Annotated in this window: 21 protein-coding genes; 2 read left to right on the top strand and 19 right to left on the bottom strand. The window is 59.8% G+C overall.

Annotated features, from left to right (window positions below):
- Nucleotides 1-5: 5 nt before the first annotated feature.
- From CO666_RS11555 to CO666_RS11570, 4 genes are all read right to left on the bottom strand, one after another.
- Nucleotides 6-1,517: a sugar ABC transporter ATP-binding protein gene (locus CO666_RS11555; protein WP_097612187.1), complete on the bottom strand. Its 1,512-nt coding sequence runs from the start codon at nucleotides 1,515-1,517 to the stop codon at nucleotides 6-8.
- 63 nt (nucleotides 1,518-1,580) lie between these two features.
- A complete protein-coding gene (locus CO666_RS11560) occupies nucleotides 1,581-2,627 on the bottom strand; it encodes a sugar ABC transporter substrate-binding protein (RefSeq protein WP_097612189.1) in 1,047 nt (348 codons plus the stop codon).
- Between the two features lie 28 nt (nucleotides 2,628-2,655).
- Nucleotides 2,656-3,645 carry a sugar phosphate isomerase/epimerase family protein gene (locus tag CO666_RS11565; RefSeq protein ID WP_097612191.1) on the bottom strand — a complete coding sequence of 330 codons (990 nt, stop codon included), beginning with the start codon at nucleotides 3,643-3,645 and terminating at the stop codon, nucleotides 2,656-2,658.
- 374 nt (nucleotides 3,646-4,019) lie between these two features.
- Nucleotides 4,020-4,601 (bottom strand): ester cyclase, encoded by a 582-nt coding sequence (locus tag CO666_RS11570; RefSeq protein WP_097612192.1) that lies wholly within the window; start codon nucleotides 4,599-4,601, stop codon nucleotides 4,020-4,022.
- A gap of 28 nt (nucleotides 4,602-4,629) precedes the next feature.
- Between CO666_RS11570 and CO666_RS11575 the strand changes: the two genes are divergently transcribed.
- The gene (locus tag CO666_RS11575) at nucleotides 4,630-5,538 is read left to right on the top strand and encodes a LysR family transcriptional regulator (RefSeq protein WP_245436775.1); all 909 of its coding nucleotides are present in this window, start codon (nucleotides 4,630-4,632) and stop codon (nucleotides 5,536-5,538) included.
- Nucleotides 5,539-5,838: 300 nt separating this feature from the next.
- Here the strand turns inward: CO666_RS11575 and CO666_RS11580 are convergent, their stop codons facing one another.
- The 8 genes from CO666_RS11580 to bhcA all read right to left on the bottom strand — a co-directional run bounded on the left by CO666_RS11580 (nucleotide 5,839) and on the right by bhcA (nucleotide 13,395).
- The gene (locus CO666_RS11580; RefSeq protein WP_097612194.1) at nucleotides 5,839-6,744 is read right to left on the bottom strand and encodes a helix-turn-helix transcriptional regulator; all 906 of its coding nucleotides are present in this window, start codon (nucleotides 6,742-6,744) and stop codon (nucleotides 5,839-5,841) included.
- A gap of 72 nt (nucleotides 6,745-6,816) precedes the next feature.
- Nucleotides 6,817-7,005, bottom strand: a complete 189-nt coding sequence (locus tag CO666_RS33620) for a hypothetical protein (RefSeq protein ID WP_143540286.1) — start codon at nucleotides 7,003-7,005, stop codon at nucleotides 6,817-6,819.
- Nucleotides 7,006-7,043: 38 nt separating this feature from the next.
- On the bottom strand, nucleotides 7,044-8,054 hold the full coding sequence (locus CO666_RS11585; protein WP_179869659.1) for a phosphate acyltransferase: 1,011 nt from the start codon (nucleotides 8,052-8,054) through the stop codon (nucleotides 7,044-7,046).
- Nucleotides 8,038-9,060 (bottom strand): type I glyceraldehyde-3-phosphate dehydrogenase, encoded by a 1,023-nt coding sequence (locus CO666_RS11590; protein WP_097612197.1) that lies wholly within the window; start codon nucleotides 9,058-9,060, stop codon nucleotides 8,038-8,040. The genes CO666_RS11585 and CO666_RS11590 overlap by 17 nt, the downstream gene beginning before the upstream one ends.
- Before the next feature lie 9 nt (nucleotides 9,061-9,069).
- Nucleotides 9,070-10,035, bottom strand: coding sequence for an iminosuccinate reductase BhcD (bhcD, locus tag CO666_RS11595; RefSeq protein WP_097612199.1), 966 nt, complete (start codon nucleotides 10,033-10,035; stop codon nucleotides 9,070-9,072).
- A gap of 36 nt (nucleotides 10,036-10,071) precedes the next feature.
- Nucleotides 10,072-11,235, bottom strand: a complete 1,164-nt coding sequence (gene bhcC, locus CO666_RS11600) for a 3-hydroxy-D-aspartate aldolase BhcC (RefSeq protein WP_097612277.1) — start codon at nucleotides 11,233-11,235, stop codon at nucleotides 10,072-10,074.
- A gap of 11 nt (nucleotides 11,236-11,246) precedes the next feature.
- Nucleotides 11,247-12,194, bottom strand: a complete 948-nt coding sequence (gene bhcB / locus CO666_RS11605; RefSeq protein WP_097612279.1) for a beta-hydroxyaspartate dehydratase BhcB — start codon at nucleotides 12,192-12,194, stop codon at nucleotides 11,247-11,249.
- Nucleotides 12,195-12,204: 10 nt separating this feature from the next.
- The gene (bhcA, locus tag CO666_RS11610; RefSeq protein ID WP_097612200.1) at nucleotides 12,205-13,395 is read right to left on the bottom strand and encodes an L-aspartate--glyoxylate aminotransferase BhcA; all 1,191 of its coding nucleotides are present in this window, start codon (nucleotides 13,393-13,395) and stop codon (nucleotides 12,205-12,207) included.
- A 196-nt stretch (nucleotides 13,396-13,591) separates the two neighbouring features.
- Here bhcA and bhcR point away from each other — a divergent pair, with 196 nt between their 5' ends.
- The gene (gene bhcR / locus CO666_RS11615; RefSeq protein ID WP_097612201.1) at nucleotides 13,592-14,401 is read left to right on the top strand and encodes an HTH-type transcriptional regulator BhcR; all 810 of its coding nucleotides are present in this window, start codon (nucleotides 13,592-13,594) and stop codon (nucleotides 14,399-14,401) included.
- 5 nt (nucleotides 14,402-14,406) lie between these two features.
- On the opposite strand, the gene glcF is transcribed toward bhcR, so the two are convergent.
- From glcF to CO666_RS11650, 7 genes are read right to left on the bottom strand one after another with little or no spacing between them, the layout of a single operon-like run.
- On the bottom strand, nucleotides 14,407-15,732 hold the full coding sequence (glcF, locus tag CO666_RS11620) for a glycolate oxidase subunit GlcF (protein WP_097612202.1): 1,326 nt from the start codon (nucleotides 15,730-15,732) through the stop codon (nucleotides 14,407-14,409).
- A gap of 1 nt (nucleotide 15,733) precedes the next feature.
- Nucleotides 15,734-16,885 (bottom strand): FAD-binding protein, encoded by a 1,152-nt coding sequence (locus tag CO666_RS11625; RefSeq protein ID WP_097612281.1) that lies wholly within the window; start codon nucleotides 16,883-16,885, stop codon nucleotides 15,734-15,736.
- Nucleotides 16,875-18,332 carry an FAD-linked oxidase C-terminal domain-containing protein gene (locus CO666_RS11630; RefSeq protein ID WP_097612203.1) on the bottom strand — a complete coding sequence of 486 codons (1,458 nt, stop codon included), beginning with the start codon at nucleotides 18,330-18,332 and terminating at the stop codon, nucleotides 16,875-16,877. The genes CO666_RS11625 and CO666_RS11630 overlap by 11 nt, the downstream gene beginning before the upstream one ends.
- A complete protein-coding gene (gene lipA, locus CO666_RS11635; protein WP_097612204.1) occupies nucleotides 18,323-19,390 on the bottom strand; it encodes a lipoyl synthase in 1,068 nt (355 codons plus the stop codon). Before lipA ends, CO666_RS11630 begins: the two co-directional genes overlap by 10 nt.
- Nucleotides 19,391-19,406: 16 nt before the next feature.
- On the bottom strand, nucleotides 19,407-21,119 hold the full coding sequence (locus tag CO666_RS11640; protein WP_097612205.1) for an acetyl/propionyl/methylcrotonyl-CoA carboxylase subunit alpha: 1,713 nt from the start codon (nucleotides 21,117-21,119) through the stop codon (nucleotides 19,407-19,409).
- Complete coding sequence (locus tag CO666_RS11645) at nucleotides 21,116-22,708, bottom strand: 5-oxoprolinase subunit B/C family protein (protein WP_097612206.1); 1,593 nt, start codon at nucleotides 22,706-22,708, stop codon at nucleotides 21,116-21,118. The genes CO666_RS11640 and CO666_RS11645 overlap by 4 nt, the downstream gene beginning before the upstream one ends.
- Nucleotides 22,701-23,474 carry a LamB/YcsF family protein gene (locus CO666_RS11650; RefSeq protein WP_097612207.1) on the bottom strand — a complete coding sequence of 258 codons (774 nt, stop codon included), beginning with the start codon at nucleotides 23,472-23,474 and terminating at the stop codon, nucleotides 22,701-22,703. Before CO666_RS11650 ends, CO666_RS11645 begins: the two co-directional genes overlap by 8 nt.
- Nucleotides 23,475-23,673 lie beyond the last annotated feature (199 nt).

Raw genomic sequence — 23,673 nt, forward strand, 5'->3', positions numbered from 1 at the left:
GTTGGTCATGCCGCGCCGAGGCGGCTGTCGGGCGCGCCGACGGCATGGGAGACGATGGTTTCTTCGCTGAGCTCGTCGCGACCAAGTTCGGCCACGATAGCGCCGTCGCGCATCACGAGCACACGGTCGGACACCCTCATCACCTCCGGAAGTTCTGAGGAAACGACGATCACACAATGCCCGTCGGCGGCGAGGTCTTCGATCAGATGATAGATTTCGGATTTCGCGCCGACGTCGATGCCGCGGGTCGGCTCATCGAAGAGAAGGATGCGCGAGCCGGCGGCGAGCCAGCGTGCGATGATGGCCTTCTGCTGATTGCCGCCGCTGAAAAGCTTGATTTGCCGGTCGAGCTGAAACGGCCGAAGATTGACCCGCTTAAGAAGGTCTTCCGCCGTCCGCTTGAGCTTGTGGTGGTTGATGATACCAGCCTTGGAGAAACGCGCCATCGAAGGCAGGGCCACATTTGACGTCACCGACCTGCCCGGAATGATCCCTTCCCGCTTACGCTCTTCCGGTAGCAGGCCAATTCCGGCGGCGATCGCCGCACGAGGATCGGATAGCGCCAAGATCGTCCCGTCGACCTTTACCGTGCCTGACGTCACCCGGTCAGCGCCGGAGATCGCACGCAGAAGCTCGGTCCGGCCGGAGCCGACCAGACCGGCCACACCCAGAACTTCTCCCTGATGGAGGTCGAACGAGACGTCGTGAATACGATGGCTCGAAAGATTGCGAACTTCGACGCCCACCGTGCGGGTTGCGTGCGAATGGTGCTCCTCGGTCAGCAATTCGCGACCGACCATCATGGCAATGACGTCGTCTGGCGCCGTCTTCTGAAGATCGACGCCCGCGCGGACGACCCGCCCGTCGCGCATGACGGATGCCCTTTGGCAGACCCGGAAGACCTCGTCCATCTTGTGGGACACATAGATGATCGACACGCCGCTCGCGGCCAGCCGCTCGATGATTTTGGCCAGTTTGTCGAACTCACTGGGTGTGAGGCTCGATGTCGGCTCGTCCATGGCGACGATCTTGGCTTTATCGAGAAGCGCCCGGGCAATCTCCACGACTTGTCGCTGGGCCACTTTCAACGATGAAATCGGAGCAGACGGGTCTATCGCCGGATCAATCATCGCCAGGGCTTCAGCTGCTCGCCGCTCCTGCTCGCGACGGTCGACGATAATGCCGCCGAGCCTGGTGAGGGAATGACCGAGAAACATGTTCTGGGCGACGGTGAGATGAGGAACCTGCTGGAGTTCCTGATGGATCATGGCGATGCCTGCCTGGCGGGCGCTTTCCGGCTTGCGGAAATGTTGGATTATCCCATCGACCTTCACGTCGCCTTCCGTCGGCCGAAAGACACCGGAGAGGATGCGTAGGAGGGTCGATTTTCCCGCGCCGTTCTCACCAAGAAGCGCGTGGATCTCACCTGGCGCGACATCGAAAGAGACATCGGACAGGGCCTTCACGCCGGGGAAAGCCTTGGAAATGTTTTCGAACGCCAGTCTGGGAGTAGCCATGCAACTGAAACCTTTGAGTTTGGACGACCGGCTGCACGCCGGCCGTCCCGCCTTGGTAGGCGTTTATTTGCCCGCGGCCTTCATCAGCACCGTGCGCACATCGATACCCTGGCCTTGGAAGTCCTTGATGTTTTCCTTGGTGATCAGCGCCTGCGGCGTTGCCACGACGCGTGGCAGCTTCTGGCCCGTCACGAGGCGGAGGGCGACTTCCATCGCGACCTCGCCCGTCAGAACCGGGAAACTGTCGACTGTGCCCGTGAGCTCACCGGCTTCGATGGACTTGTAGGCGTCCGAGATGCCATCGGTGCCGAAAACTACCACTTTGTCCTGCAGGCCGGCGGCCTTGACAGCCTCGACTACGCCGAGCGCCATGCCGTCGTTGTTGCAATAGAAACCGACGAGATCCGGATGCTGTTGCAGGATGGTGGTCGCCGCGTCATAGGACATCTGACGATCCCAGTTGCCGGGAACGCTGGCCGCCACGGTGAACTTGCCGCCTTCCTCGATCGTGCTCTTGAAGCCGTCTGTACGCTGCACGGCAGCGTAGACACCCGCCTGGCCTTCGATGATCGCGACCTTGCCGCCGTTGGGGCGGTTGTCGATGAACCACTTGGCGACGCGGACGCCGTTGTCGCGCTGGACATTGCCGACATAGTGTTCCGCCTGCGGGATCACGGCGTCGTTGACATTCACGACCGGGACATTGGCCGCCTTGGCCTGTTCCATGACGGGCTGGAGATTGGCGTCCGTCTGCGGAGACACGAGCAGAACATTGTAACCCTGGGTGACCATGCCTTCGGCGATCGTCAACTGGCCGAGTTGGTCGCCTTCGCTCTGGGCGGCTTGATAGGCGACGGTCACGCCGATCTTGTTCGCGAACTTCTGGTAACCCTCGCCGAGCGAGCGCCAGTATTCATTGGTCAAAGTCTTGGAGACACCGCCGATCTTGAGACCTTCCGGCAGTTTCGGCAGTGCACCAAGCTTAGCGTCGAGATCGGACCAGTCCATGCGGTCCGGCTCGGAGTCCGAGTTGAGCGGTTTCAATTCCTGCGCTGTTGCGATGCCAGCACAAAGGGTGGCGGCAAGAGCCGCGGCAATAAATCTGTTCATGGAATTCCTCCCGGAAAGTTAAGTTGTTTCAGTGATCCGCGCCGAACATCAACTCCTGTACGATGGCCTGCGTGGAAACGGCGTCCTGTCGGTCAATTGCGCTCGAAAGGCGATTGTCCTGCTCGAGGCGGTCGACAACCTTCAACATCCGTTGGACGGTGTTGATGTTCACCTCGCATTCGCGAACCGGATCGAGACCGGTCAAATCAGGGAAGGTGTCGAAGTAGATCGCGCCGTCATAGCCGTCTCGGCGAATTTGGCGGAGCAACTCGACGGTCTGGAGCGTGTGAACGGCGCCAACCATCAGCCCGTCATCGCGTTTGGCGTACCCATCGTTCAGATGCACGCCGAGAACCCGGCTGTGGCGCGCTATCAGGGCCGCAGCGAAGGCGGGCTGTTCGTCGGCATAGAGGACATGGGCGAAGTCGAGCGTCACTCCGAGGTTGTCGGCGCCGACTTCCTTGATGGCGAGCAGCGTTGTCGCGGCATCCGGCATGAGGCTATAGGAGCGCGGCTCGTTCGGCTTGTATTCGATGGAGATCAGGCATTCCGGGTCGTGCTGGCAAACTTCACGGATCCCGTCAATTTCGTGTTGCCACATGGCAGCGTAATCGGCCTGGAAGGCGTAATCGAAGCCATCCTGCCCGAGCCAGATGGTCATCAGCTTCGAGCCGGCCTCACGTGCGGCGTCAATGCCCTTTTTCGTCAGCTCGATCGCTTCACGGCGAACAGCCTTTTCCGGATGAGTGAATGCGCCCAGTTTGAAGTCCGGGTTGGTGTAGTACCGCATCGCGAAGCCATTGATCTGCAAGCCAAGGTCGCCGAGCCTCCGCGACAATTCAGCCGGATTCTCATTCACATGGTCGGGATAATTGAGGTCGAGGTCGGTCAAACCATCGACGCGGGCCGCACGCTCCGCCATCTGCATCACGGACGGCTTTCCGGACTGCCCCGGCCACGCGAGATGCGCGCCGGATGCGAAAGAATTGAGGCGGGTGGCAAAACGTGTCGGGTTCAAGACATTCTTCCCTACTGTAAAGTTACACACTACTTCACAGAAATTGGGATATTTGTAAAGACGAAATTGCGTTGTAAGCGCAATGCGGTCCTTCACGCTCCGAAGAGGGTCGCCAAACCTCAGACTTTCAACGCTACGACGGTTCGTCAGCGCATTCGGACTCCGCCGTCATCGTGCCGCCGCCATGGCTCGCCTGCAAGATCAGTCCGAGGCATCTCAGAAAATTCCTATCACCTGCAGAACGATCTATTGGCCGCGCCTCGGGAACTCGGTCGCCTCGAGTCAAATTTTATTTTATCGAGCGGATCCTTGACACCGTCAGGCATCGCAGCTCCAAGGGTGAAGCCCGTGGATCCGTCATCGAGATGCCGATGTCAGCCGCGCAACTGCTGGCTTAAGCCGAAAAGGTCAGCCGCTCCCCAATGCTCGACGAACCTGCCGTCGCGAACCTTTATGATGTCCGTGGAATTGAAGGTGACGTGTTTTCCGGTGGGTGCAATTCCGAGATATTCACCTCTGTGGGTGCCGGTATAGATGAGATTGGCGCAGATCAAATCCCCCTCTGTCAGTGAGACGTCGCTGCTTACGACCAGATCGGGAAACGCCTCGATCCGCTTTGCGAAATATGTCACAACCGCTTCTCGACCAGTTAGCGAGGCGGCATTGGTGGGCAACGCCTGATGCTGAATATATCCGTCGGCTACATAGAGCGACTTGAATTTATCCATGTCATGCGCAGTCAGCGCATCCAGAAAGCTTTGTAGCAGCTTTCGGTTCGCCTTGGCTTTGTCGGCCGCATGCGCGGGAGTAGCGGCCCCCAAGACAAGAGGGGCAACGGACAGAGTGGCGAGAAGGGCGGAACGACGATTCATAGGCAGCCAATCTTTCTTTCTTAGGACAGTATCGGACTCCATTAACTCTGATTCATTTGGATGATAATCAGGAGGATAGATCATTCAATCGATACCGAGAGGGCGTAATCTGGTGGATCGACTGACTAGTTTGGAAGTCTTTGTGCTCGCGGTGAAGCTTGGAAGCCTGGCTGAGGCCGCCCGTGCAAGTGGTTTGTCGGCCGGCATGGTCGGTAAGCATATGCGTTCGCTGGAAGGCCGCCTTGGTACTCGCCTCCTCAATCGGACGACACGCCGTTTGAACCTGACCGAGGCTGGCAGCGCGTATTATGAACATTGCCAACGCATCCTCGCAGAACTCGCGGAAGCCGATCAAAACGTGATGAGGCATCAAATCGAGCCCCGCGGCCTCATTCGTTTGAATGCTCCGGTCGCCTTCGGCGAGATGTATGTTGCTCGAGCTGTGGCCGAATTCATGACCCAGTACAGCGCGATTCAGATTGAGATGATCCTAAATAACTATCGGATCGACCTGATGGACGGTGGGTGTGACCTTGCCATCCGTATTGGCAGAATGCCTGATTCGAACCTCATCGCGCGGAGAGTAGCGTCGGCTCAACGCATTGTTTGTGCCGCACCATCTTACCTGTCGCGCCAGGACATCCCGTTCCATCCCGACGACCTCAAGCACCACAATTGCCTCCTTTATCTTCCGGATGGGGATGCACAAGGCTGGAAGTTCAAGACGCAATTCGGAGAAATCGTAGTTTCTGTCGATGGTTCCGGTCGAAGCAATAGTGGAGCGTTTTTGCGCGAGATTGCGCTGGCGGGGATTGGCATCATCCGACTGCCAAGTTTCATCGTGAGCGATGACCTCGCCGCCGGTAGGCTGGTTCCACTGCTTCCCGACTACATCGACGAAGACGTTGGTGTCCATGCAGTTTTCCTTGATTCTCGCCCATTGTCCGTGAAGATGCGGACCTTTATCGATTTCCTGATCAGATATTTTGAGCAGAACCGGGAGTGGGATTCACGAATTTGATCGCCCCCGACTCGGCGAGGCCGCGCGGCGTCGGATTCGCGACAACGAACAGTTCCTGGTGACTTCCGGCGAATAGCTCCTGTCAGATGGCACAAAGAACTCGCGGTGTCCGAAAAACAGGACCCGTAAAAGAACCGCTTATTAAGTGGGCACCTACGCTTAGTGCAGTTTCTATTGCACCCCTCGGTGGGTTTTGGCGCGTGGTCTTGTCCGTTGCCCATCCTGTTCGCCAACGGGATATGAACTGTTGGTGAAGTGGAAGCTGATTAGTCGAGACTCAAGGTCGACGCGGAACATTGCCTATATAAGGTCCATATTGCTCTCGGATGCCTTCAAAAGCTTCTGCTCATCGCGTGCCGTGCGTCCGAAATACCGGTGGAATTCGCGGCTGAATTGCGAGGTACCTTTGTATCCGACCGCCTGTGCCACGGCGGCAATTCCAATATCCGGGGATTTGAGCAAACTGCGGGCCTCGTGAAGTCTCGCCGCTTTCAGATAATCCAAGGGAGTAGAGCCAAACAGCGCCCTAAAATGGCTGTGATAGGATGAAGGGCCGAGTCCGGCGGCGGCTGCAACCGTGTCTATCGAGATTCCTGTTCGCCTCCGGTTCAAGAGCTCGACAGCGGTCTGCAGCACCTTGCCGCGTGTTCCCTGCCCCTGCAGCCCGGCGAGGACGGCGGGGCCATCGTCACGTTGAAGCAACAGAAAATGGAGTTCGCGAATAAGGCCCGGCATCAGAACGCGGCAGGAAACCGGATCACGAAGTGTCTTAAGCAGCCGGCCGAGGAGGTCTCTCAGCGGCTTGTCCATAGGTCCGCAGGTCCGGCATATCGCTGCGGGTCTGGTTGTCGACCGATCTTGCCGCGTGATTTCTCGGGCAATGTCCATTGCCGTAGCCGGGTCGAAGGCAACATGGATGGCAAGAAGCGGGATTGCGGCGGCGGCATCCGTGTCGATGCGAAATGCGACAGGTGCAGATGTCAGCAGAAAGTGATCCTTGTCTGCATTGTAAACGTTAACATCGCAGAACAGTCTTTCCATGCCCTGGACCACGAAGAGTATGCCGGGGTGCATGAATTTTGGAACGTTTCTGACTGCCGTTTCCCCCCTAAAAATCCCGACGCTCGGCGCGAAGGTTGCATGGTGTCCGACACTGGGTGCGAGCCCGTCCGCAAGTTCGGTAACCTGATCCGACCAGTCATCCATCCTCAAAGACACTCGCCAACATCATGAAATGACACCATCTGCCGATAGGGTGCCCAGTTTCGGGCTTCGCATTCATGGGTCCAGTTCAGGATAACCGTGGAAGCCAGGGTCAAACCTACAGGGTTCGCCCTCACGAGAATCGCGATCGACGCTTTTGGGGCGGATACAATGCGCAGCGACCACCGCCTTTAGCGCAACCGGCCGATAATGCGCCTTCAAATCGCAAGCTTGAACCTCAGCGTCAACTTTCTTCGTCGTCATGATCCCTCCAATAGGTTTATGCGCATTTCTGCCCCTGTTCATCCGACGGACGAGTTGAATTCATCCAGGCATCTTCCGGCAAAAGACGCCATATCAACCAGTGCTTCGGATGAAATCTCCGGCGTGACGATATGGGCGCGGTTTGCTGCTCCCAATAAAAACGGGCCGACCTCGCTCCAATCCGAATTCGAGCGCAACACATCTCGCACCGTCGCGGCAATTCCGGTCCTGGAGAAAACGAGGACGTTATAGCGAGTGCTCGTCCTTTGCGCCCGCCCGCTTCCGCCGATAGCACCAATCGCATCCCTCAGAGCGACCGGACCATCAACATCCACGTCGGCCGCCATGGTCTTTACGATCTGTGCGGCCGCGTGCAGTTTGTCGCCCAGGGACAAAATATCTTTTCCGCATCTGTCCAGACACAGGGCGATCCTTGGCCTCGCACCGATCGCCGAGACATACTGCGCGGCGGCAACGGCGATTTCCGCAAGTTGGGAAGGATTTGCCACACTCTCGATGACGACGTCGGAGAGACATAGCAGCCGCTCGCCGGCAGATAGCACGTGCAGCGTGCCGGCCGTCCGCCGCTGCAGCGATGCCAGGATCTCCTTCAACTGTATGAAGTGCCAGGAAAACTCTCCCGAAGCTCCGCAAATCACACAATCCGCACGCGACCCGTCTACAATCCGCGCGGCCGAGGCCGTGTTGCGGCTGTCTCTGATGAACAAGGGCAGGTTCGGAATACGCCATTTCCATTGCTGTGCCGAGCTGTAGGCCAGCCACTGGTCGGAGAACTCGAACTCATCACTCGGCTCCACCACCTCCAGATCATGGCCCGCCCTCAAGCCGATATTGGCTTCCGCAATCCTTTTGTGAATATCTTTCTCATGGCCAACGACGATCGGGATGGCGGACTGTTCTTCTATAATGCACTGAATGGCGCGAAGGACCCGCAGGTCGTGTCCCTCGGCAAAGATGACCCGCTTCCTCGAACGCAGCGTCCCTCGTAAGCGGGACAGCTGAGCAATCGGCTCAAGCAACGGCGGCATCGCTTCCTCCGTCGCGCTTCGTCCGCAAATAGCACGCCATATCGAGCATGCGTGCGGCAAATGCCCATTCGTTGTCATACCAACCGAAGAGCCGCAGAAGGCCGCCGCGTGCCAGCGAGATTTCGGGGCCGCAAAGCACGAGCGATTCCGGCCGTGCGCGAAGGTCGACGGAGACGAGCGGCTTGTCCGTCCATCCAATTGTGGCCGACGAGGTCACCGCTCTTTTCAGATCTTCGCTCATCTCACGTTCGGTCCGGCTGTGACGAACAGCGACAGTCAGATCGATCGCCGAAACGCTTGCGGTCGGAACGCGGATTGCGCGGGCCTCAACGAGTCCGGCAAGATGCGGCAGCACGTCTTTCAAAAGACGGTGCGCGCTGGTCGTCGTCGGCACCATGGACAGCGCCGCGGCGCGGCTGCGCGCGAAGTCGCCACGCGGTTGATCCACGCTTGGCTGGCTGCCGGTGTAGCAATGAACCGTGGTCATCTGAGCGCCGATCACGCCGAAGAGTTCGTCTACAAGCCGCAGGAGCGGAGCAAGCGCATTCGTCGTGCACGAACCGTTCGAGACGATCCGCTCGCCCCGAAAACAATCGGCGTTCGCCCCGAGTATCAGTGTCGAGTCGGCCCAGGAAGCTGGGCCGGAGACGATAACTTGCCCAACGCCTTTCCCAATGCAGCAACGTGCATTGGCAGCGGCGGCGTCCGAACCGGTGCATTCGAACAGGACATCGATGTCGCACAGGTCCAATTCGGCGAGGTCGGCACTGGTTGCCATTGGAATCGCGTACCCGTCGATGTGCAGCACATCGTTTTCAACGACGGCAGACCCAGGCCAGGGGCCGAAGACACTGTCATATTGGAAAAGGTAGGCAGCAAGCTCCGGCGAGGCGATATCATTGATCAGCACGACATCGACATCGGCCCTGTCCATTGCCTGGCGCAGAAGAGTCCTGCCGATGCGACCAAACCCGTTGATGGCAACACGAAGCGGAGCGCGGTCCATAGGCGGTACCTAAAAATCAAACTCGACGGCTGTGCCCCTGGCGAGCGCCAGTCCGACCGCCGCCTGCGCAACCGCCAGATCCTGAAGGCCAACCCCGGTGCCGTCGAAGAGAGTAATTTCATCCGGGGAGGTTCGTCCCGGTTTTTGCCCATTGATCACGGCGCCGATCTCGGCGATGTCGATGGGAGCGATCATGCCCTGCGCGATAGCATGCTGGCATTCGCCGATCGATATCGCCTGGGCAATCTCGTCGGTAAACAGCGTCGCAGCCGCGACAAGAGCAACATCCACCTCCTGTTTGCCCTTCGTGTCTGTGCCCATGCACGCCAGATGGGTGCCAGGCTTAATCTGTGATGCCTTGAGAATTGGCTGGAACGAGGACGTGATCGTGATGATCACATCCGCCTCAGCGCCCAGGCGGTCAAGGTTGACCGCTTCGAAGGGAATGCCGAGTTCCTCGGCGACCGCTGCAAGCTTGGGCAACATGTCCGGATGGTAGTTCCACGCGACCACCTTTTCGAATTGTCGTTGCTGCACTGCGGCGCGTAACTGGAACGACGACTGATGTCCCGCTCCGACCATGCCCAAAACTTTAGCGTCGTTGCGCGCCAGGTGCTTGATCGATACGGCGGACGCCGCCGCCGTACGAAGCGCCGTCAGCAGATTGCCTCCGACCACGGCGCGGCATCGACCGGTTTCCGGATCAAACAGAAACACGGTCGATTGATGGTTCGTCAGCCCCTTGTCCGCATTGTTCGGCCAGAACCCGCCGGCTTTGAGACCAAGGGCAAGACCCTCGCGGTCGAAACCCGACTTGAACCCGAAAAGCGCGTCTGCGTAGCCGATTGCTTCGCGGACGACCGGAAAGTTATGCGCCGAGCGCTCCGCCATGGATACGAAGACTTTTTCGACTGCGTCGACGCAATCTTCGAGCGAAACGAGTTCGCCTATGGCGCTTTCGGGAACGATGATCATGTTCGGATTGATCCTGACAAAAGTGAAATTCGCGAACTAGTAGGCCTTGCCGCGAGCCGATACCGGCCAGAGCGTCTCGACCTTGCCGTTGCGCACACCGACATACCAGTCATGGATGTTGCAGGTCGGGTCACAATGGCCGGGGACCAGGCGAAGCTTGTCGTTGATCTTGAGAACGCCTTGGATGTCTTCGATCACGCCGTGTTCGTCGGTTGCCTTGATGTATTTCACGTCCTCCCGCCCGTAGACGAAGGGCAATCCGGAATCGACCGACTGCACCTTGAGCCCAGCATCGCAGATCGCCTTGTCGGCTTTGGCATGGCTCATCACGCTCGTGAGGATAAACAGCGAATTTTCCCATTCGCCTTTGTCGATACGTTTGCCGTTCTCGTCGAGAATGCGACCGTAGTCGGCATCCATGAACGCGTAGCTTCCGCACTGCAGCTCATTGTAGACACCGGACGTGCTTTCGAAATAATAGCTGCCGGTCCCGCCGCCGCTGACGAGTTCCGGTTCCAGGCCAGCCTTCTTCAAAGCGTCGACAGCTTCCTTCACCTGTGCCACCGCGAGATCGAGCTTCGCCTTTCGGTCAACATACTTGTCGAGATGCTGCATGGCGCCCTGATAGGCCTGTATGCCGGCAAAGCGGAGCCCTTGTGCACCTGCAATGGCCTTTGCGAGATCCACCACCGCGGCGCTTGAAGATACGCCGCACCGTCCCGCGCCGACGTCGATTTCGACGAAGCACTCAATGGTCGTACCGTGCTTGCGGGCAGCGTTCGCAAGGTCTGCGACGTTGGCCGGGTCGTCGACGCAGACAATTATTCTCGCGCCGAGCTTGGGCAGCCGGGCAAGCCGATCGATCTTCGCCGGATCGCGGACCTGGTTGGAAACAAGAACGTCCTTGATCCCGCCGCGTACGAACACTTCTGCTTCCGAAACCTTCTGGCAACATACGCCGATCGCCCCGCCAAGTTCCTCTTGCAGCCGCAGGACGTCGACAGACTTATGCATCTTGCCGTGGGCGCGATGACGCATGTTATGCGCCTTCGCATAGTCGCCCATCTTGCGGATATTTCTCTCGAGCGCGTCGAGGTCGAGGATAAGACATGGCGTCTGTATCTCGTCTACCGACATGCCCGGCACTGCCGGCACATCATAGCCAACGTCCAGCTGATTGAATTTTGCTTCTGCGTTCATGAGGTTCCCCTTCATTGCCAGGGCAGGGTGTCGAGATCGACATTTCCGCCGGTGATGATGATGCCGACGCGCTTGCCGGCGAAAATGCTCTTGTTTTTCAAGATCGCGGCGAGCGGAACGGCGCTCGACGGTTCCATGACAAGCTTTGCTCTCTTCCAGATCAGCTTCATGGCCTCGATGATTTCGTCTTCGGAAGCGGTCACGATATCGCTGACGTTACGCTTCACGAAATGCCACGTCAGTTCCTTGAGCGGGACTTTGAGCCCGTCAGCAACCGTGTTCGGCGCGTCATCGGCAATGATGTGGCCCGCCTTGAAGCTTCTGTAGGCGTCATCGGCCTGTTCCGGCTCGGCAGCGTAGACTTTGATACGCGGGGCAAGATTTGACAGGGTCAGGCATGCGCCCGAAACCATGCCGCCTCCGCCGATCGGCGCAATGACGGCGTCAAGATTATCGACCTGTTCCAGAAGCTCTCGCGAGCATGTCGCCTGGCCGGCGATAACGCGTGCGTCATTATAAGGGTGGACGAATTCCGCTCCGGATTTCGCGACGACTTCGGCAAACACCGCCTCTCGCGAAGATGTCGAGGGTTCGCATTCAACCACCGTGCCACCGTAGCCCCGCACGGCGTCCTTCTTGGCCTGCGGAGCGCTACGCGGCATGACGACCGTGCAGGGAATGCCACGGCGCCCTGCGGCATAAGACAGGCACGTCCCATGGTTGCCGGACGAATGTGTCGCGACACCCCTGGCAGCTTGTTCGTCGCTCAGACCGAAGACCGCGTTTGACGCTCCACGGGCTTTGAAAGCGCCGGCTTTCTGGAGGTTCTCGCATTTGAAGAAAAGCTCGGCGCCGACCAGCGAATTGATGTAACCCGAGGTCATCACAGGTGTCCGGTGGATGAACGGGCGAATGCGGTCATGCGCCTCAAACATGTCGGAGATCGTCGGAATATACATGTCGGCCTCCTCAGGCTGCATTGCGAATGGCTGAAGCAGCCGTGTTCCGGTAGATCTCTTGCGCTGCCGCCACACCTGAACCTAGGCGGATCGGCAAGCCGAGATCGGCCATTGCCATCTCGGCAGTCGCGATTCCTGAAAGGGCCATAACGTCGCTCATGCTTCCGAGATGACCGATGCGGAAGACGCGGCCGGCGACGTCACCCAGACCGGCGCCAAACGCAACGGCGTATTTCTGCGCAGCATGAGTGACGATGGAGGTCGCATCAAACCCGTCGGGGGTCTCGACAGCACTTACAGTATCCGAGAAGGAGCTTTCTTCCTGCGCGTAAAGGCGCAGCCCCCAGGCTGAAACAGCTGCGCGGACGCCAGATGCAATGCGGGCATGGCGCTTGAAAACATTGTCCAGCCCCTCCCCGAGCAGCAATTCGGTCGACATCTTCAATCCGTTTAACAGGCCGACGGACGGCGTGTACGGATAGCCGCTCGAAGGATAGGTTTTTGCCATCTCCCGGATGTCAAAATACGCCCTGTGCAGCTTTGCGGATTGGGCTGCCTGCATCGCCTTCGGCGACAGCGCAAGGATCGCCAAGCCAACGGGAAGCATGAAGCCCTTCTGGGAACCGGTGATCGCCGCGTCGACCTTCCATTCGTCCATGCGGAAGTCCATGGACGCAATCGAGCTCACGCCATCAACGAGAAGCAGCGCCGGATGCTTGGCGTCATCGAGGAGGCGGCGGACCGCACCGACGTCCGACTTGACCCCGGTCGCAGTCTCATTATGCGTTACCAGCACCGCCTTGATGTCGTGCCCCTTATCGGCAAAAAGCCTCTTTTCGTATTCAGCCAGTGGCAGCGGCTGCTGCCAGGATGAATGGACAGTATCCACCTGCAGCCCGTGGCGCTGGCACATATCGATCCAGCGATGACTGAACATCCCGCAGCGTGCGGCAAGAACCTTGTCCCCCGGGCTCAGCAGATTGGTAATCGTTGCTTCCCATCCCCCGCTCCCGGTCGCCGGAAATACTACGATTTCCGCATTTTCGGACTTCACGACCTTCCTCACACCGGCAAGCGCCGGCTGAAGGATGTCTGCAAAGGCGGCCGATCGGTGATCGATCGTCGGAAGATCCGTTGCCCTGCGCAAGACTTCTGGCATGTTCGTCGGGCCAGGTATGAAGACGGGGTTTTGCGTATACATTTTCCAAGCTTTCCTGGTGGTGATAACCCATGATTAGCACGACCTCGAACAACAGTATATTTTTTTGAAAATGTTTTTCAAAAATATGAGTTAATTAAAAAATATCATGTATTTCAATAGTTTATATTTTTTCATTGTATGAAGATGTTTTTCAGTGCATCAGATATCTAATTCCGTTGTTGCAAGGGAGAAGCCGATGACTGTGCCGATACGCCGCCGGGGGCGGCCGAAAGGATTCAACGATCCCCAGACGCAGAATGTCGTCCAGTCGCTCGATCGCGCCTTGGACGTCTTGGAAGCGCTTGCGTCGCCGGAGGGAATGACGCTGTCCGAGCTTGCAAAACATTTGGACCAGTCCGCAGCGACCATGCATCGCGTTCTGGCAACCCTGGAACGACGGGACTATGTCGAGATGAGCCCGGACGGACAGATTTTCCACATCGGTCCGGAGGCCTATCGCCTGGGTGCCGCGTTCCTCAGACGGACGAACGTCATCGAGCGAAGCCGTCCCGTCATGCGCGAACTGATGCTGGAGACGGGCGAGACGTCCAATCTTGGAATAGAGAAAAATGGAAAGGTCTTGTTCGTCAGTCAGGTCGAAACCCATGAATCGATCCGGGCCTTCTTTCCGCCTGGCACGCTCTCGCCCTTGCACGCTTCCGGGATCGGAAAGGCGCTTCTCAGCACTTATGACGAAGAGAGGCTCGCCTTCCTTTTCAAGGGCGCGACCCTCCAGCGCTTCACGGCCAATACCTTGCGCACGATCGACCAGCTCAAGGAGGAATTGGAGATCACGCGGCAACGCGGCTATGCCTTCGATGATGAGGAAAAGGCGGCCGGGATGCGATGTGTCGCTGCTCCCGTTTTGAATATCCACGGTGAGGCAGTCGCGGGAATTTCCGTATCGGGGCCTGCGCACCGGATATCCGACCGGCAGGTGAAGCGCATAGGTCAACGCGTGATCGAGGCCGCCAGGCTCGTTTCCAACCGGCTTGGCGCGTCGTAAGCTCCTCATCTCGACCCGCTCTCGCGCGCCTGCTGCTCGGCAGACGGCAGCGAACGCGGTCGTGGTCCACCGGTCGCCCAGTCCAACAGTTCGACTGTGTGTACCAACGGTATGTCGGTTCCCGACCCGATCTGGACCATGCAACCGATATTGCCGGCGCAAATGACATCCGGCCTGACAAGCTCGATGGATTTTACCTTCCGGGTTCGCAGTTCTGCCGATATCGCCGGCTGCATGAGATTGTAGGTTCCGGCCGACCCGCAGCAAATATGGGCATCCTTCGGCTCGGCAACCTCGAACCCCGCGCGCTTCAACAGATCCTTTGGGAGCGATTTAATCTGCTGGCCGTGCTGAAGCGAACAGGCGGCGTGATAGCCGACGCGCAACCGCTGTTTCACCAGCGGTTGCCGAAGCCCGCCGAGATCATTCATCAGTTCCGTGATGTCCCTGGCCAGTGCCGCGACGCACGCGGCTCTCCCGGCCAGCGGGCCGTCGCGGAACATATGGGCGTAATCCTTGACGGTCGTTCCGCATCCCGACGTATTGATGACGATGGCGTCGAGCCCCTCCCCCTCGATTTCCGCCGTGAAGGCGTTGATCACAGCGGCGGCGGCGGCATGGCTTTGTGCGGCCTTTCCCATATGATGGGTAATCGCGCCGCAGCATCCGAGATCCTTCGGGATCACCACGTCGCAGCCATGGCGCGTCAAAAGCCTGATCGTCGCATCATTGATATCTGTGTTCAGCGCGCGCTGTGCGCATCCGGTCAGAAGTGCCACTCGCTTTCGTCGCGCACCGGCGGCGCGGAACACCTGCGGCTTGTCGTTCCGGCTCGGCGCCGGCACATGCTGCGGTACCATGTCCAACATGGCTCGCAGCCGAGCGTCCGGAAGCAGGCTTTTGATCGGGCGAAGAAGCCTCGCTGAGCGAAGGGCCAGCCTGAACCTGCCGGGATAGGGCAGTATCTGCGCCAAAATCCACCGAAGCGTTCGCTCGACAACTGGTCGCCTATAGTGGGTTTCGACATATTCGCGGGCATGGTCGATCAGATGCATGTAGTGAACACCCGACGGACACGTGGTCATGCAGCTTAGGCAACTGAGGCAGCGGTCGATATGCCCAACCGTCTTCTCGTCTGGGACCCGGCTGTTTTCCAGCATGTCCTTGATGAGATAAATCCGTCCGCGTGGGCTGTCGAGTTCATCGCCGAGAACCTTGTAGGTCGGGCAGGTTGCGGTGCAAAAACCGCAATGGACGCAAGAGCGAAGGATTTCGTTTGATCGTTTGATGGCGGGGTCGGCGAGTTGAGCCTTGTCGAAATTTGTCTGCATGTCAGTGATCCAGCAAATCGGAATTCAAGATCCCGGCAGGGTCAAATGTCGCTCGCAATGACCGGCTGACGCGCGACACGAATTCGTTTTCAGGAGGGAAAAACGACTTGGGGCCGAAGTTGGTGCTGCGAACCACTCTTGCTTGGCCGCGCCCGCAGACGCGACGAACGTCGGCCGCCGACGCCTCGCCGTTGTACCAGATAAGTCCGCCACCCCAATCCAGCGAGGTGTTGCCACCCAGCCGCTCCAGACCAGACGCGACATCGGGCGCGTCCGTCGGCCGGACCAGGATCTGCCAGACGGGGTGCTCGGTTGCGGCAAAATGCCGGACGTCACGGATGTCCATCCAATGCTGCCTGCTTTGCTCCCCCTCGAAAACATCGATTGAATAGTTGCTAAACAGTTCTTTTAACCGTTCACGGCGATAGGCGATCTGCTGCGAAAAACCCTGGATTCTGATCGTCGCCGTCCGTTGAAGGTAGGCCGCCCCGGAAATCTCGAAGGGCGTTGCGAGCGCCGTTGCAAAGAGGGTACTTGCCTCAGATGCAGTGACATCGCTGAAGACCAGCGTTTCCTCTTTTTCCGGCGCGGGCGTTGTCTTAAAGGAGACCTCGGTCGCAATGCCCAGAGTCCCAAACGATCCGCAGATCAATTTGCTGAGGTCAAGACCCGTGACATTCTTCATCACGCGTCCGCCGTTCTTGACGATCCGTCCCGACCCATCGACGAAACGAACACCGAGCAGATGGTCGCGGCAGGCGCCGGCAAACAATCGGCGCGGGCCGCAGACATTTGCACCGACCACACCCCCGACGGTGGGTGTGCCGGTCGTTTCGAGTAGATGACGATGGTCCATCGGTTCAAAGGCGAGGATTTGACCTTCGCCTTCCAGCAAGGTCTCGATCTGATGCAGCGGCGTACCGGCGCGCGCCACGAGCGTCAATGCGCCCGGCTCGTAGTCGACAATCCCGGATATTAGTCGCGTGGATACAGCCTTGCGCTCGCTCCCTGGGCTCATCGGTTTAAGGCGCGTACCACCGCCGATGACGCGAAGCTGCGTTCCGGACCGGGCGCTCTCAGCGACGAGGTCCGACAATTCGCCTTCAGACACCGGCGCGAGGCAATTATCCTCGAAAGAAGGCTTAGCCACCATCGGCGCGCGCCTCGCGAAAAGCTCTGCTTGCATCCAACGGAAATACCTTTGCAGGATTGAGCAACCACCCGGGGTCGAAGACGCTCTTGACCTCCATCTGAAGGGCAAGATCGTCCGATGTGAATTGTTTCGGCATCAGGTCGCGCTTCTCGATGCCAATGCCATGCTCGCCGCTCAGGCATCCGCCGACATCGACGCAAAGGCGCAGAATGTCGGCGCCAAACCTCTCGGCCTTTTCGAGCTCGCCGGGAGTGTTTGCATCAAAGAGGATGAGCGGGTGCATGTTTCCGTCGCCGGCATGAAAGACGTTTGCCACCTCCAGGCCATACTCCTTCGACAACTTCCCGATGCGTTTCAGCGTATAGGGCAATTGCGATACGGGAACGGTTCCATCGAGGCAGAGATAATCTCCAAGCCGGCCCATCGCCCCGAAGGCCGACTTCCGGCCTTTCCAGATGGCAAGGGATTCCTCGGCATTTCTGCTGCTGCGAAATTCGACGGGATTGAGTTGGGACGCGATCGAATGAATAGCTTCGGTTTGGCTCCTAATCTCATCTTCCGAGCCTTCCACTTCAACAATTAGGAGCGCGGCACAAACCGGATAGCCGGCTTTGGCGAAGGCCTCGACGGCCCGCAGGCAGACATCGTCCATATATTCGATCGCGACCGGCAGCAGGCCGGAGCGAATGATGCGCGCGACGCATTCACCCGCAATTTCCGCACTGTCAAAGGCAATCAACATCGGTCGTGCTCCTTCCGGCTTTGGCACGATCTTCAGCACTGCCTCGGTCACGATCGCCAACTGACCCTCCGACCCGCATATCAGTCCCAAAAGGTCCAAGCCGAAGGTGCCGCACGCCGTTCCCCCAATCTCGGCGATCTCGCCCGCCGCAGTCACAATGCGGACCCCCAGAAGGTTGTTGGTGGTCACGCCGTATTTGAGACAATGGGCGCCGCCGGAATTCATCGCTATGTTGCCGGCGATCGTGCAAGCGAGTTGCGAGGACGGATCCGGCGCGTAGAAAAAGCCCTCGGTTTCCAGTTCCGCGGTAACCGCCAGATTGGTGACCCCGGTTTGGACGCGGATGTAGCGATTGGCCGTGTCGATCTCGAGGATGTCGCGCAGGCGTATCGTGCTGATCACGACGCTGTCGGCCGTCGGCAGTGCACCGCCCGCCAGTGATGTTCCGGCGCCTCGGGGTATGACGGGGACGCCGAGCTCATGACACGTACGCATAGCGAGCGCGACCTCATCGGTACTTCGAGGAAGAACCACCGCAAGCGGCGGGCAACGATAGGCCGTCAGAGCGTCGCATTCATAGGCCCGCGTCTCCTCGATATCGTGAATGACGGTGCCGAGCGGCAGGACTGCCTGGAGGCTTGCAATGATCTGAGACGCACGCGAGAGAATGTCGGCGCTAGCCGGCGGCATTGCAATCAGTGACATTCTTCCCCCCGGCTTTCGTGTGTGACGATCCGATCGGACACAGCCTGGTCGCCAGGACGTGATCGCATTCGATCATCGTGACGCGGATCGTCGGTAGTTTTGTTGGACCGCTTCTCCCGTGCCGCACGCAGCCTTGCGAAATCATCGCCGGCATGATGGGAGGAGCGGGTCAGCGGGCTGGAGGCGACCATCAGGAAGCCCTTGCTGTAGGCGACGGTCTCGTAGGATTTGAACTCGTCCGGGGTGACGAAGCTTTCGACCTTGTGGTGTTTGCGGGTCGGCTGCAGGTACTGGCCGATCGTCAGGAAGTCGACATCGGCGGTGCGCAGATCGTCCATCAGCTGCAGCACTTCGTTGCGCTCCTCGCCGAGGCCGACCATGATGCCCGACTTGGTGAACATGGTGGGATCGAGTTCCTTCACCCGCTGCAGCAGGCGGATGGAGTGGAAATAACGGGCGCCGGGGCGGACCGTCAGATAGTTGCCGGCAACCGTTTCCATATTGTGGTTGAAGACGTCGGGCTTGGCGGCGACAACGCGCTCCAGCGCGCCCGGCTTCTTCAGGAAATCGGGCGTCAGGATTTCGATCGTCGTCATCGGCGAAGCGGCACGGATCGCCCAGATCACCTTTTCGAAGTGTTCGGCGCCGCCATCTTCCAGATCATCACGGTCGACCGAGGTGATGACGACGTGGGACAGGCCCATCTCCCTGACCGCCTTGGCGACGTTCTCGGGCTCGGCCATATCGAGCGCGTTCGGCTTGCCGGTCGCGACGTTGCAGAAGGCGCAGGCGCGGGTACAGATCTCGCCCATGATCATGAAGGTGGCGTGCTTCTTGTCCCAGCACTCGCCGATATTCGGGCAGCCGGCCTCCTCGCAGACGGTGACGAGCTTGTGCTCCTTCACGATCGCCCGCGTCTCGGCGTAACCCTTGGAGGTCGGCGCCTTGACGCGGATCCAGTCCGGCTTGCGCATGACCTCCGTATCCGGGCGATGCGCCTTCTCAGGATGGCGCACGCGCTTGGCGTCGGGATTGATCGTGTCGAGAATGGTCACCATCCGCTCGGCCTACCCCTCACTCTATAGTTGCCAGTTCCGCACCGAGTGCGACGACTGCGCCCGGGGCGACCTTGATGCAGATGCGGCCAGCTTTCGGCGCCAGTACCCTGGTTTCCATCTTCATGGCCTCGATCACCGCCACGGCATCGCCCTCGGCAACTTGTGCTCCGTCCTCGACGTTCCATTTTTGCAGTGTGCCGGGGATCGGTGCTGTCAGCGCACCCTCATTTGCGGTGGTGGATACTGAGCCCGTCGCCACTCTCGGCGCGGCACCTCCGGAAAACAGCCCCGCCGGAAGGCCGAACGCGTGGCGTTTACCGTCGATCTCGATAAAACTGCGCAGCAATCCGCCTTCCACCGGATCAACCCGCGGAGCAGGCTCGACGCCACGGAATTCCGTCTCGATCCAATTGGTGAAGACCTTAAACCCATCCTCGCCTGTGAAGGCCGGTTCCTCCAGCACGGCGCGGTGGAACGGGAGCACGGAAGCGACACCTTCGATTTTGAATTCGGCAAGCGCCCGGCGGGCGCGGATCAAGGCTTCCTCGCGGGTGGCGCCGGTAACGATCAGCTTGGCCATCATCGAGTCGTAGAGACCTGGAATTTCCGAGCCCGTTTCTACACCGCTGTCGAGCCGGATGCCCGGGCCGGACGGGGCGCGAAAGCTCGTGATTAGTCCCGGTGTCGGCAGGAAACCGCGCCCCGGATCCTCGGCATTGATGCGGAACTCAAAGGCGTGCCCGCGCGGGACAGGGGTCTGAGTGACAGAAAGCGGCAGCCCATCGGCGATGCGCAGCTGCTCGATGACGATATCGACCCCGGTCGTTTCCTCCGTCACCGGATGTTCGACCTGCAAACGGGTATTGACCTCGAGGAAGGAAATGACACCATTCTGCGACAGCAGAAATTCGACCGTACCGGCGCCTGTATAGCCGGCCGATGCGCAGATCGCCTTGGCGGCATCATGAATACGGCCGCGCTGCTCCTCGGAGATGAAGGGTGCTGGGGCTTCCTCGACCAGCTTCTGGTTGCGCCGCTGCAGTGAGCAATCACGAGTGCCGAGCACAACCGTATTGCCGTGGCTATCGGCGATGATCTGCGCTTCGATATGGCGTGGCTTTTCCAGGAATTGCTCGGCATAACATTCGCCGCGTCCGAAGGCCTCCTTCGCCTCGCGCACGGCAGATTCGAAGAACTCGCCGACATCCTCGATGCGGTGAACGACCTTCATGCCGCGGCCGCCGCCGCCGAAGGCAGCCTTGATCGCCAACGGCAAGCCGGCCTGCCGCGCAAAGGCGATGGCTTCCTCGGCGGTTGCCAGAGGGCCGTCCGACCCTTTGACGAGGGGCGCTCCGACCTTTTCGGCGATCCGACGGGCCTCGACCTTATCGCCGAGCGCCGTGATCACTTCAGGCTTGGGACCGACCCAGGTGAGGCCGGCATCGATGACGGCACGGGCAAATTCGGCGCGCTCCGATAAGAAGCCATAACCTGGATGGACCGCATCGGCGCCCGCGCAGCGGGCGATGTCCAAGATCTTCCCGATATTCAAATAGGTGTCGCCCGGGCGACCGCCGCCCAGGCAATAGGCCTCGTCGGCAAGATCGACATGCAGCGAAGCGGCATCGGCATCTGAATAGATCGCGACCGAAGCGACGCCATAATCGCGGGCGGCGCGGCTGATGCGGATGGCGATTTCGCCGCGATTGGCAATGAGCAATTTTTTCATCGATTGGTTTCCCTGACGAGCGGATCGAATGGGGCGACGACGTTGAAGCGGATATTGGCGCCGATTGGGATCTGGCCGGCGAGATCGAGATGGTGGCGGGCGACGACGCCGATCACCGGGTAGCCTCCGGTCAACGGATGGTCGGCCAGAAAGAGCACGGGTTGCCCGCTATGCGGTACCTGAATTGCGCCCAGCGAAGTACCCTCCGACGGGAGTTCCGCCGCATCCCGCCGCTCCAGCGGCTCGGCCCCGGAGAGCCGCATGCCGACGCGGCTCGATTCTGCTGTCACCTGCCAAACCTGTGCCGTGAGGGTCTCGACTCCCTTCGACGTGAACCAGTCGGTGCGAGGGCCGAGGACGACGTCAAGTACGACGGTTTCTCCGGCTTTGGGCAGCGATCTTGCGGTATGCCGGAAGGGGTCGACGGCGACGGCGTGTGCGTTGGCCGGCACCAGTACAACGCCTGCCGTAACCGGCGCCGGCCCGACCTTCGCCAAGGTGTCGGTCGCCGTGGAGCCGAGAACGGGTTGGACAGCGAACCCGCCGCGCAACGCTATGTAGCTGCGCATGCCTTCCGGCGGAAAGCCGAGCGTCAGTTCGTCGCCGGCATCGAGTGCGAAGGGCCTGCCGAAAGGTGCGGTGACGGAACGACCGTCGTTGGTGGTAATGACGAGAGGCGCCGGCGCACCGGTCACAGCGAGAGTCACCGGTCGATCGACCTTGACGGCGAAGCCGCCGAAGGCAATTTCCAGGGCGGCGGCATTGTGTGGATTGCCGACGCTGAGATTGGCCTCGGACAGACCCGACCGGTCCAACGCGCCGGATTCCGACACGCCTTGGTCGACACGTCCGGGCCGACCGAAGTCCTGAAACAGCGCCGGTCGGTCGGCGCGGGTGACGACAAGTCCTGTGGCGGATGGTGCGGCTTTCGGCACCGGGAGGACGCCAGCCGCGACCACGGCACCTTTGGCCATCTCACGAAAGCGGACTCGATCGCCCGGCGCCAGAAGCGCCGCGCGGGCGCGGCTGATATCCCACATCTTCAACGGAGTGGTGCCGATGATCTGCCAACCGCCTGGGCTGTCCGAGGGATAGATGCCGCCGAACTTACCCCCGAGCGCTACGGCGCCTGCGGGAATGCGCACGCGCGGGCTCTTGCGGCGCGGCACGTCGAAATCCGGATCGTCTGATGTCATATAGGCGAAACCGGGCGCGAAGCCGGTGAAGGCAACCGTATAAGTGGCTTCCGTGTGACGGCGAATGACCTCATCGATCGACCAGCCGAGGATTTCGGCGACGTCGGCGATGTCTTCACCGTCATAGCTGACCGGGACCTCGATCGTCTCTCCCTGGCGAGAGCTACGCTGACCAAGATCAAACGCGCATATATGTGTGCAAAGCCGTGCCCGATCTGTCACGCGGGGATCGAAGCGGACCATCACCGTTCTAGCGGCGGGCACCAGCTCAATGACACCCTCCGGGCGATCGGCCAGAAGTCGGTCGAGCAGCGTCAGCGTCGTTTCCAGATCGTCGAGTTCGACGAGAAAGGCACCGCTGCCGGCGGGCAGAAAGCGTAGTTGGTCAGCCATGGTCGACTTCCGTAAAGGGCTTGAGGTCAACACGATTGGTCGCCAGCGCCTCGCGCAAGACGCGGGCGATGGCGACCGCCGCCGGAGTGTCGCCGTGGACACAGATCGATTGCGCTTCGAGCTCTATGTCCGTGCCGTCAACAGCAGCAATGCGGCCTTCCGCGACCAAGCGCAGCATCCGCTCGGCAATGGCTTTCGGATCGTGGATGATCGCGCCTGGCAAGCGGCGGCTGACAAGACTGCCATCGGCGTTGTAGGCCCGGTCGGCGAAGGCCTCGCAGACAACTGTAAGCCCTGCCGCACGCGCCTGCTCGACAATTGGCGCGCCAGAAAGCGCCAGTAGTGCCAGTGAGGGATCCACCGCCTTGATGCCGGTGATGACATCGTATGCCTGCCGGGCATCATTCGCAATCGTGTTGTAGAGAGCCCCATGCGGTTTGACATAACGCACCGAGGTGCCTGCCGCTTTCGCCAGACCCTGCAAGGCGCCGATCTGGTAGATGGTATCGCCGATGAGCTCTGTGCTGGACGGATCCATGTTGCGGCGACCGAACCCGACCAGATCGCGGTAGCCGATATGCGCCCCGACCGATACGCCGCGTTTTGCCGCTTCCTCTAGAACGGACAGGATGCCTGCCGGATCACCGGCATGGAAGCCGCAGGCAATGTTGGCGCTGGTGACGATCGATAGCATCGAAACATCATCGCCCATTGCCCAGGCACCGAAGCTTTCGCCCAGATCACTGTTGAGGTCGATGTTCGCCATGTTGTCTGTCCTCTAAATTGCCGCCCGTCGCGGCCGCCATCAAGTTTTGAGGCGTCCACATTATCGGGTTGCTCCGGTCATGTCTGCGGACGTCTCGATTGCAGCCGGCGCCTTTTCATGCCCTTGCCTGTCTTGATCGTCTGTATTGATCGATGACGACGGCGAGGACGATGATGGCTCCCTTGATGATCTCCTGGTA

The sequence above is a fragment of the Rhizobium chutanense genome (assembly GCF_002531935.1).
GTDB classification, from domain to species: Bacteria; Pseudomonadota; Alphaproteobacteria; order Rhizobiales; family Rhizobiaceae; genus Rhizobium; species Rhizobium chutanense.

What these genes read in the sequence shown, in the direction of transcription:
- lipA (WP_097612204.1), bottom strand. Translation starts at nt 19,390, where the DNA reads ATGGTGACCATTCTCGACACGATCAATCCCGACGCCAAGCGCGTGCGC.
- CO666_RS11580 (WP_097612194.1), bottom strand. Translation starts at nt 6,744, where the DNA reads ATGGATGACTGGTCGGATCAGGTTACCGAACTTGCGGACGGGCTCGCA.
- bhcD (WP_097612199.1), bottom strand. Translation starts at nt 10,035, where the DNA reads ATGATCATCGTTCCCGAAAGCGCCATAGGCGAACTCGTTTCGCTCGAA.
- CO666_RS11560 (WP_097612189.1), bottom strand. Translation starts at nt 2,627, where the DNA reads ATGAACAGATTTATTGCCGCGGCTCTTGCCGCCACCCTTTGTGCTGGC.
- CO666_RS11625 (WP_097612281.1), bottom strand. Translation starts at nt 16,885, where the DNA reads ATGGTGGCTAAGCCTTCTTTCGAGGATAATTGCCTCGCGCCGGTGTCT.
- CO666_RS11555 (WP_097612187.1), bottom strand. Translation starts at nt 1,517, where the DNA reads ATGGCTACTCCCAGACTGGCGTTCGAAAACATTTCCAAGGCTTTCCCC.
- CO666_RS11645 (WP_097612206.1), bottom strand. Translation starts at nt 22,708, where the DNA reads ATGGCTGACCAACTACGCTTTCTGCCCGCCGGCAGCGGTGCCTTTCTC.
- bhcA (WP_097612200.1), bottom strand. Translation starts at nt 13,395, where the DNA reads ATGTATACGCAAAACCCCGTCTTCATACCTGGCCCGACGAACATGCCA.
- bhcC (WP_097612277.1), bottom strand. Translation starts at nt 11,235, where the DNA reads ATGAACGCAGAAGCAAAATTCAATCAGCTGGACGTTGGCTATGATGTG.
- CO666_RS11630 (WP_097612203.1), bottom strand. Translation starts at nt 18,332, where the DNA reads ATGTCACTGATTGCAATGCCGCCGGCTAGCGCCGACATTCTCTCGCGT.
- bhcR (WP_097612201.1), top strand. Translation starts at nt 13,592, where the DNA reads ATGACTGTGCCGATACGCCGCCGGGGGCGGCCGAAAGGATTCAACGAT.
- CO666_RS11570 (WP_097612192.1), bottom strand. Translation starts at nt 4,601, where the DNA reads ATGATCTATCCTCCTGATTATCATCCAAATGAATCAGAGTTAATGGAG.
- CO666_RS11585 (WP_179869659.1), bottom strand. Translation starts at nt 8,054, where the DNA reads ATGCCGCCGTTGCTTGAGCCGATTGCTCAGCTGTCCCGCTTACGAGGG.
- CO666_RS11590 (WP_097612197.1), bottom strand. Translation starts at nt 9,060, where the DNA reads ATGGACCGCGCTCCGCTTCGTGTTGCCATCAACGGGTTTGGTCGCATC.
- bhcB (WP_097612279.1), bottom strand. Translation starts at nt 12,194, where the DNA reads ATGTATATTCCGACGATCTCCGACATGTTTGAGGCGCATGACCGCATT.
- CO666_RS11640 (WP_097612205.1), bottom strand. Translation starts at nt 21,119, where the DNA reads ATGAAAAAATTGCTCATTGCCAATCGCGGCGAAATCGCCATCCGCATC.
- CO666_RS11650 (WP_097612207.1), bottom strand. Translation starts at nt 23,474, where the DNA reads ATGGCGAACATCGACCTCAACAGTGATCTGGGCGAAAGCTTCGGTGCC.
- glcF (WP_097612202.1), bottom strand. Translation starts at nt 15,732, where the DNA reads ATGCAGACAAATTTCGACAAGGCTCAACTCGCCGACCCCGCCATCAAA.
- CO666_RS33620 (WP_143540286.1), bottom strand. Translation starts at nt 7,005, where the DNA reads ATGACGACGAAGAAAGTTGACGCTGAGGTTCAAGCTTGCGATTTGAAG.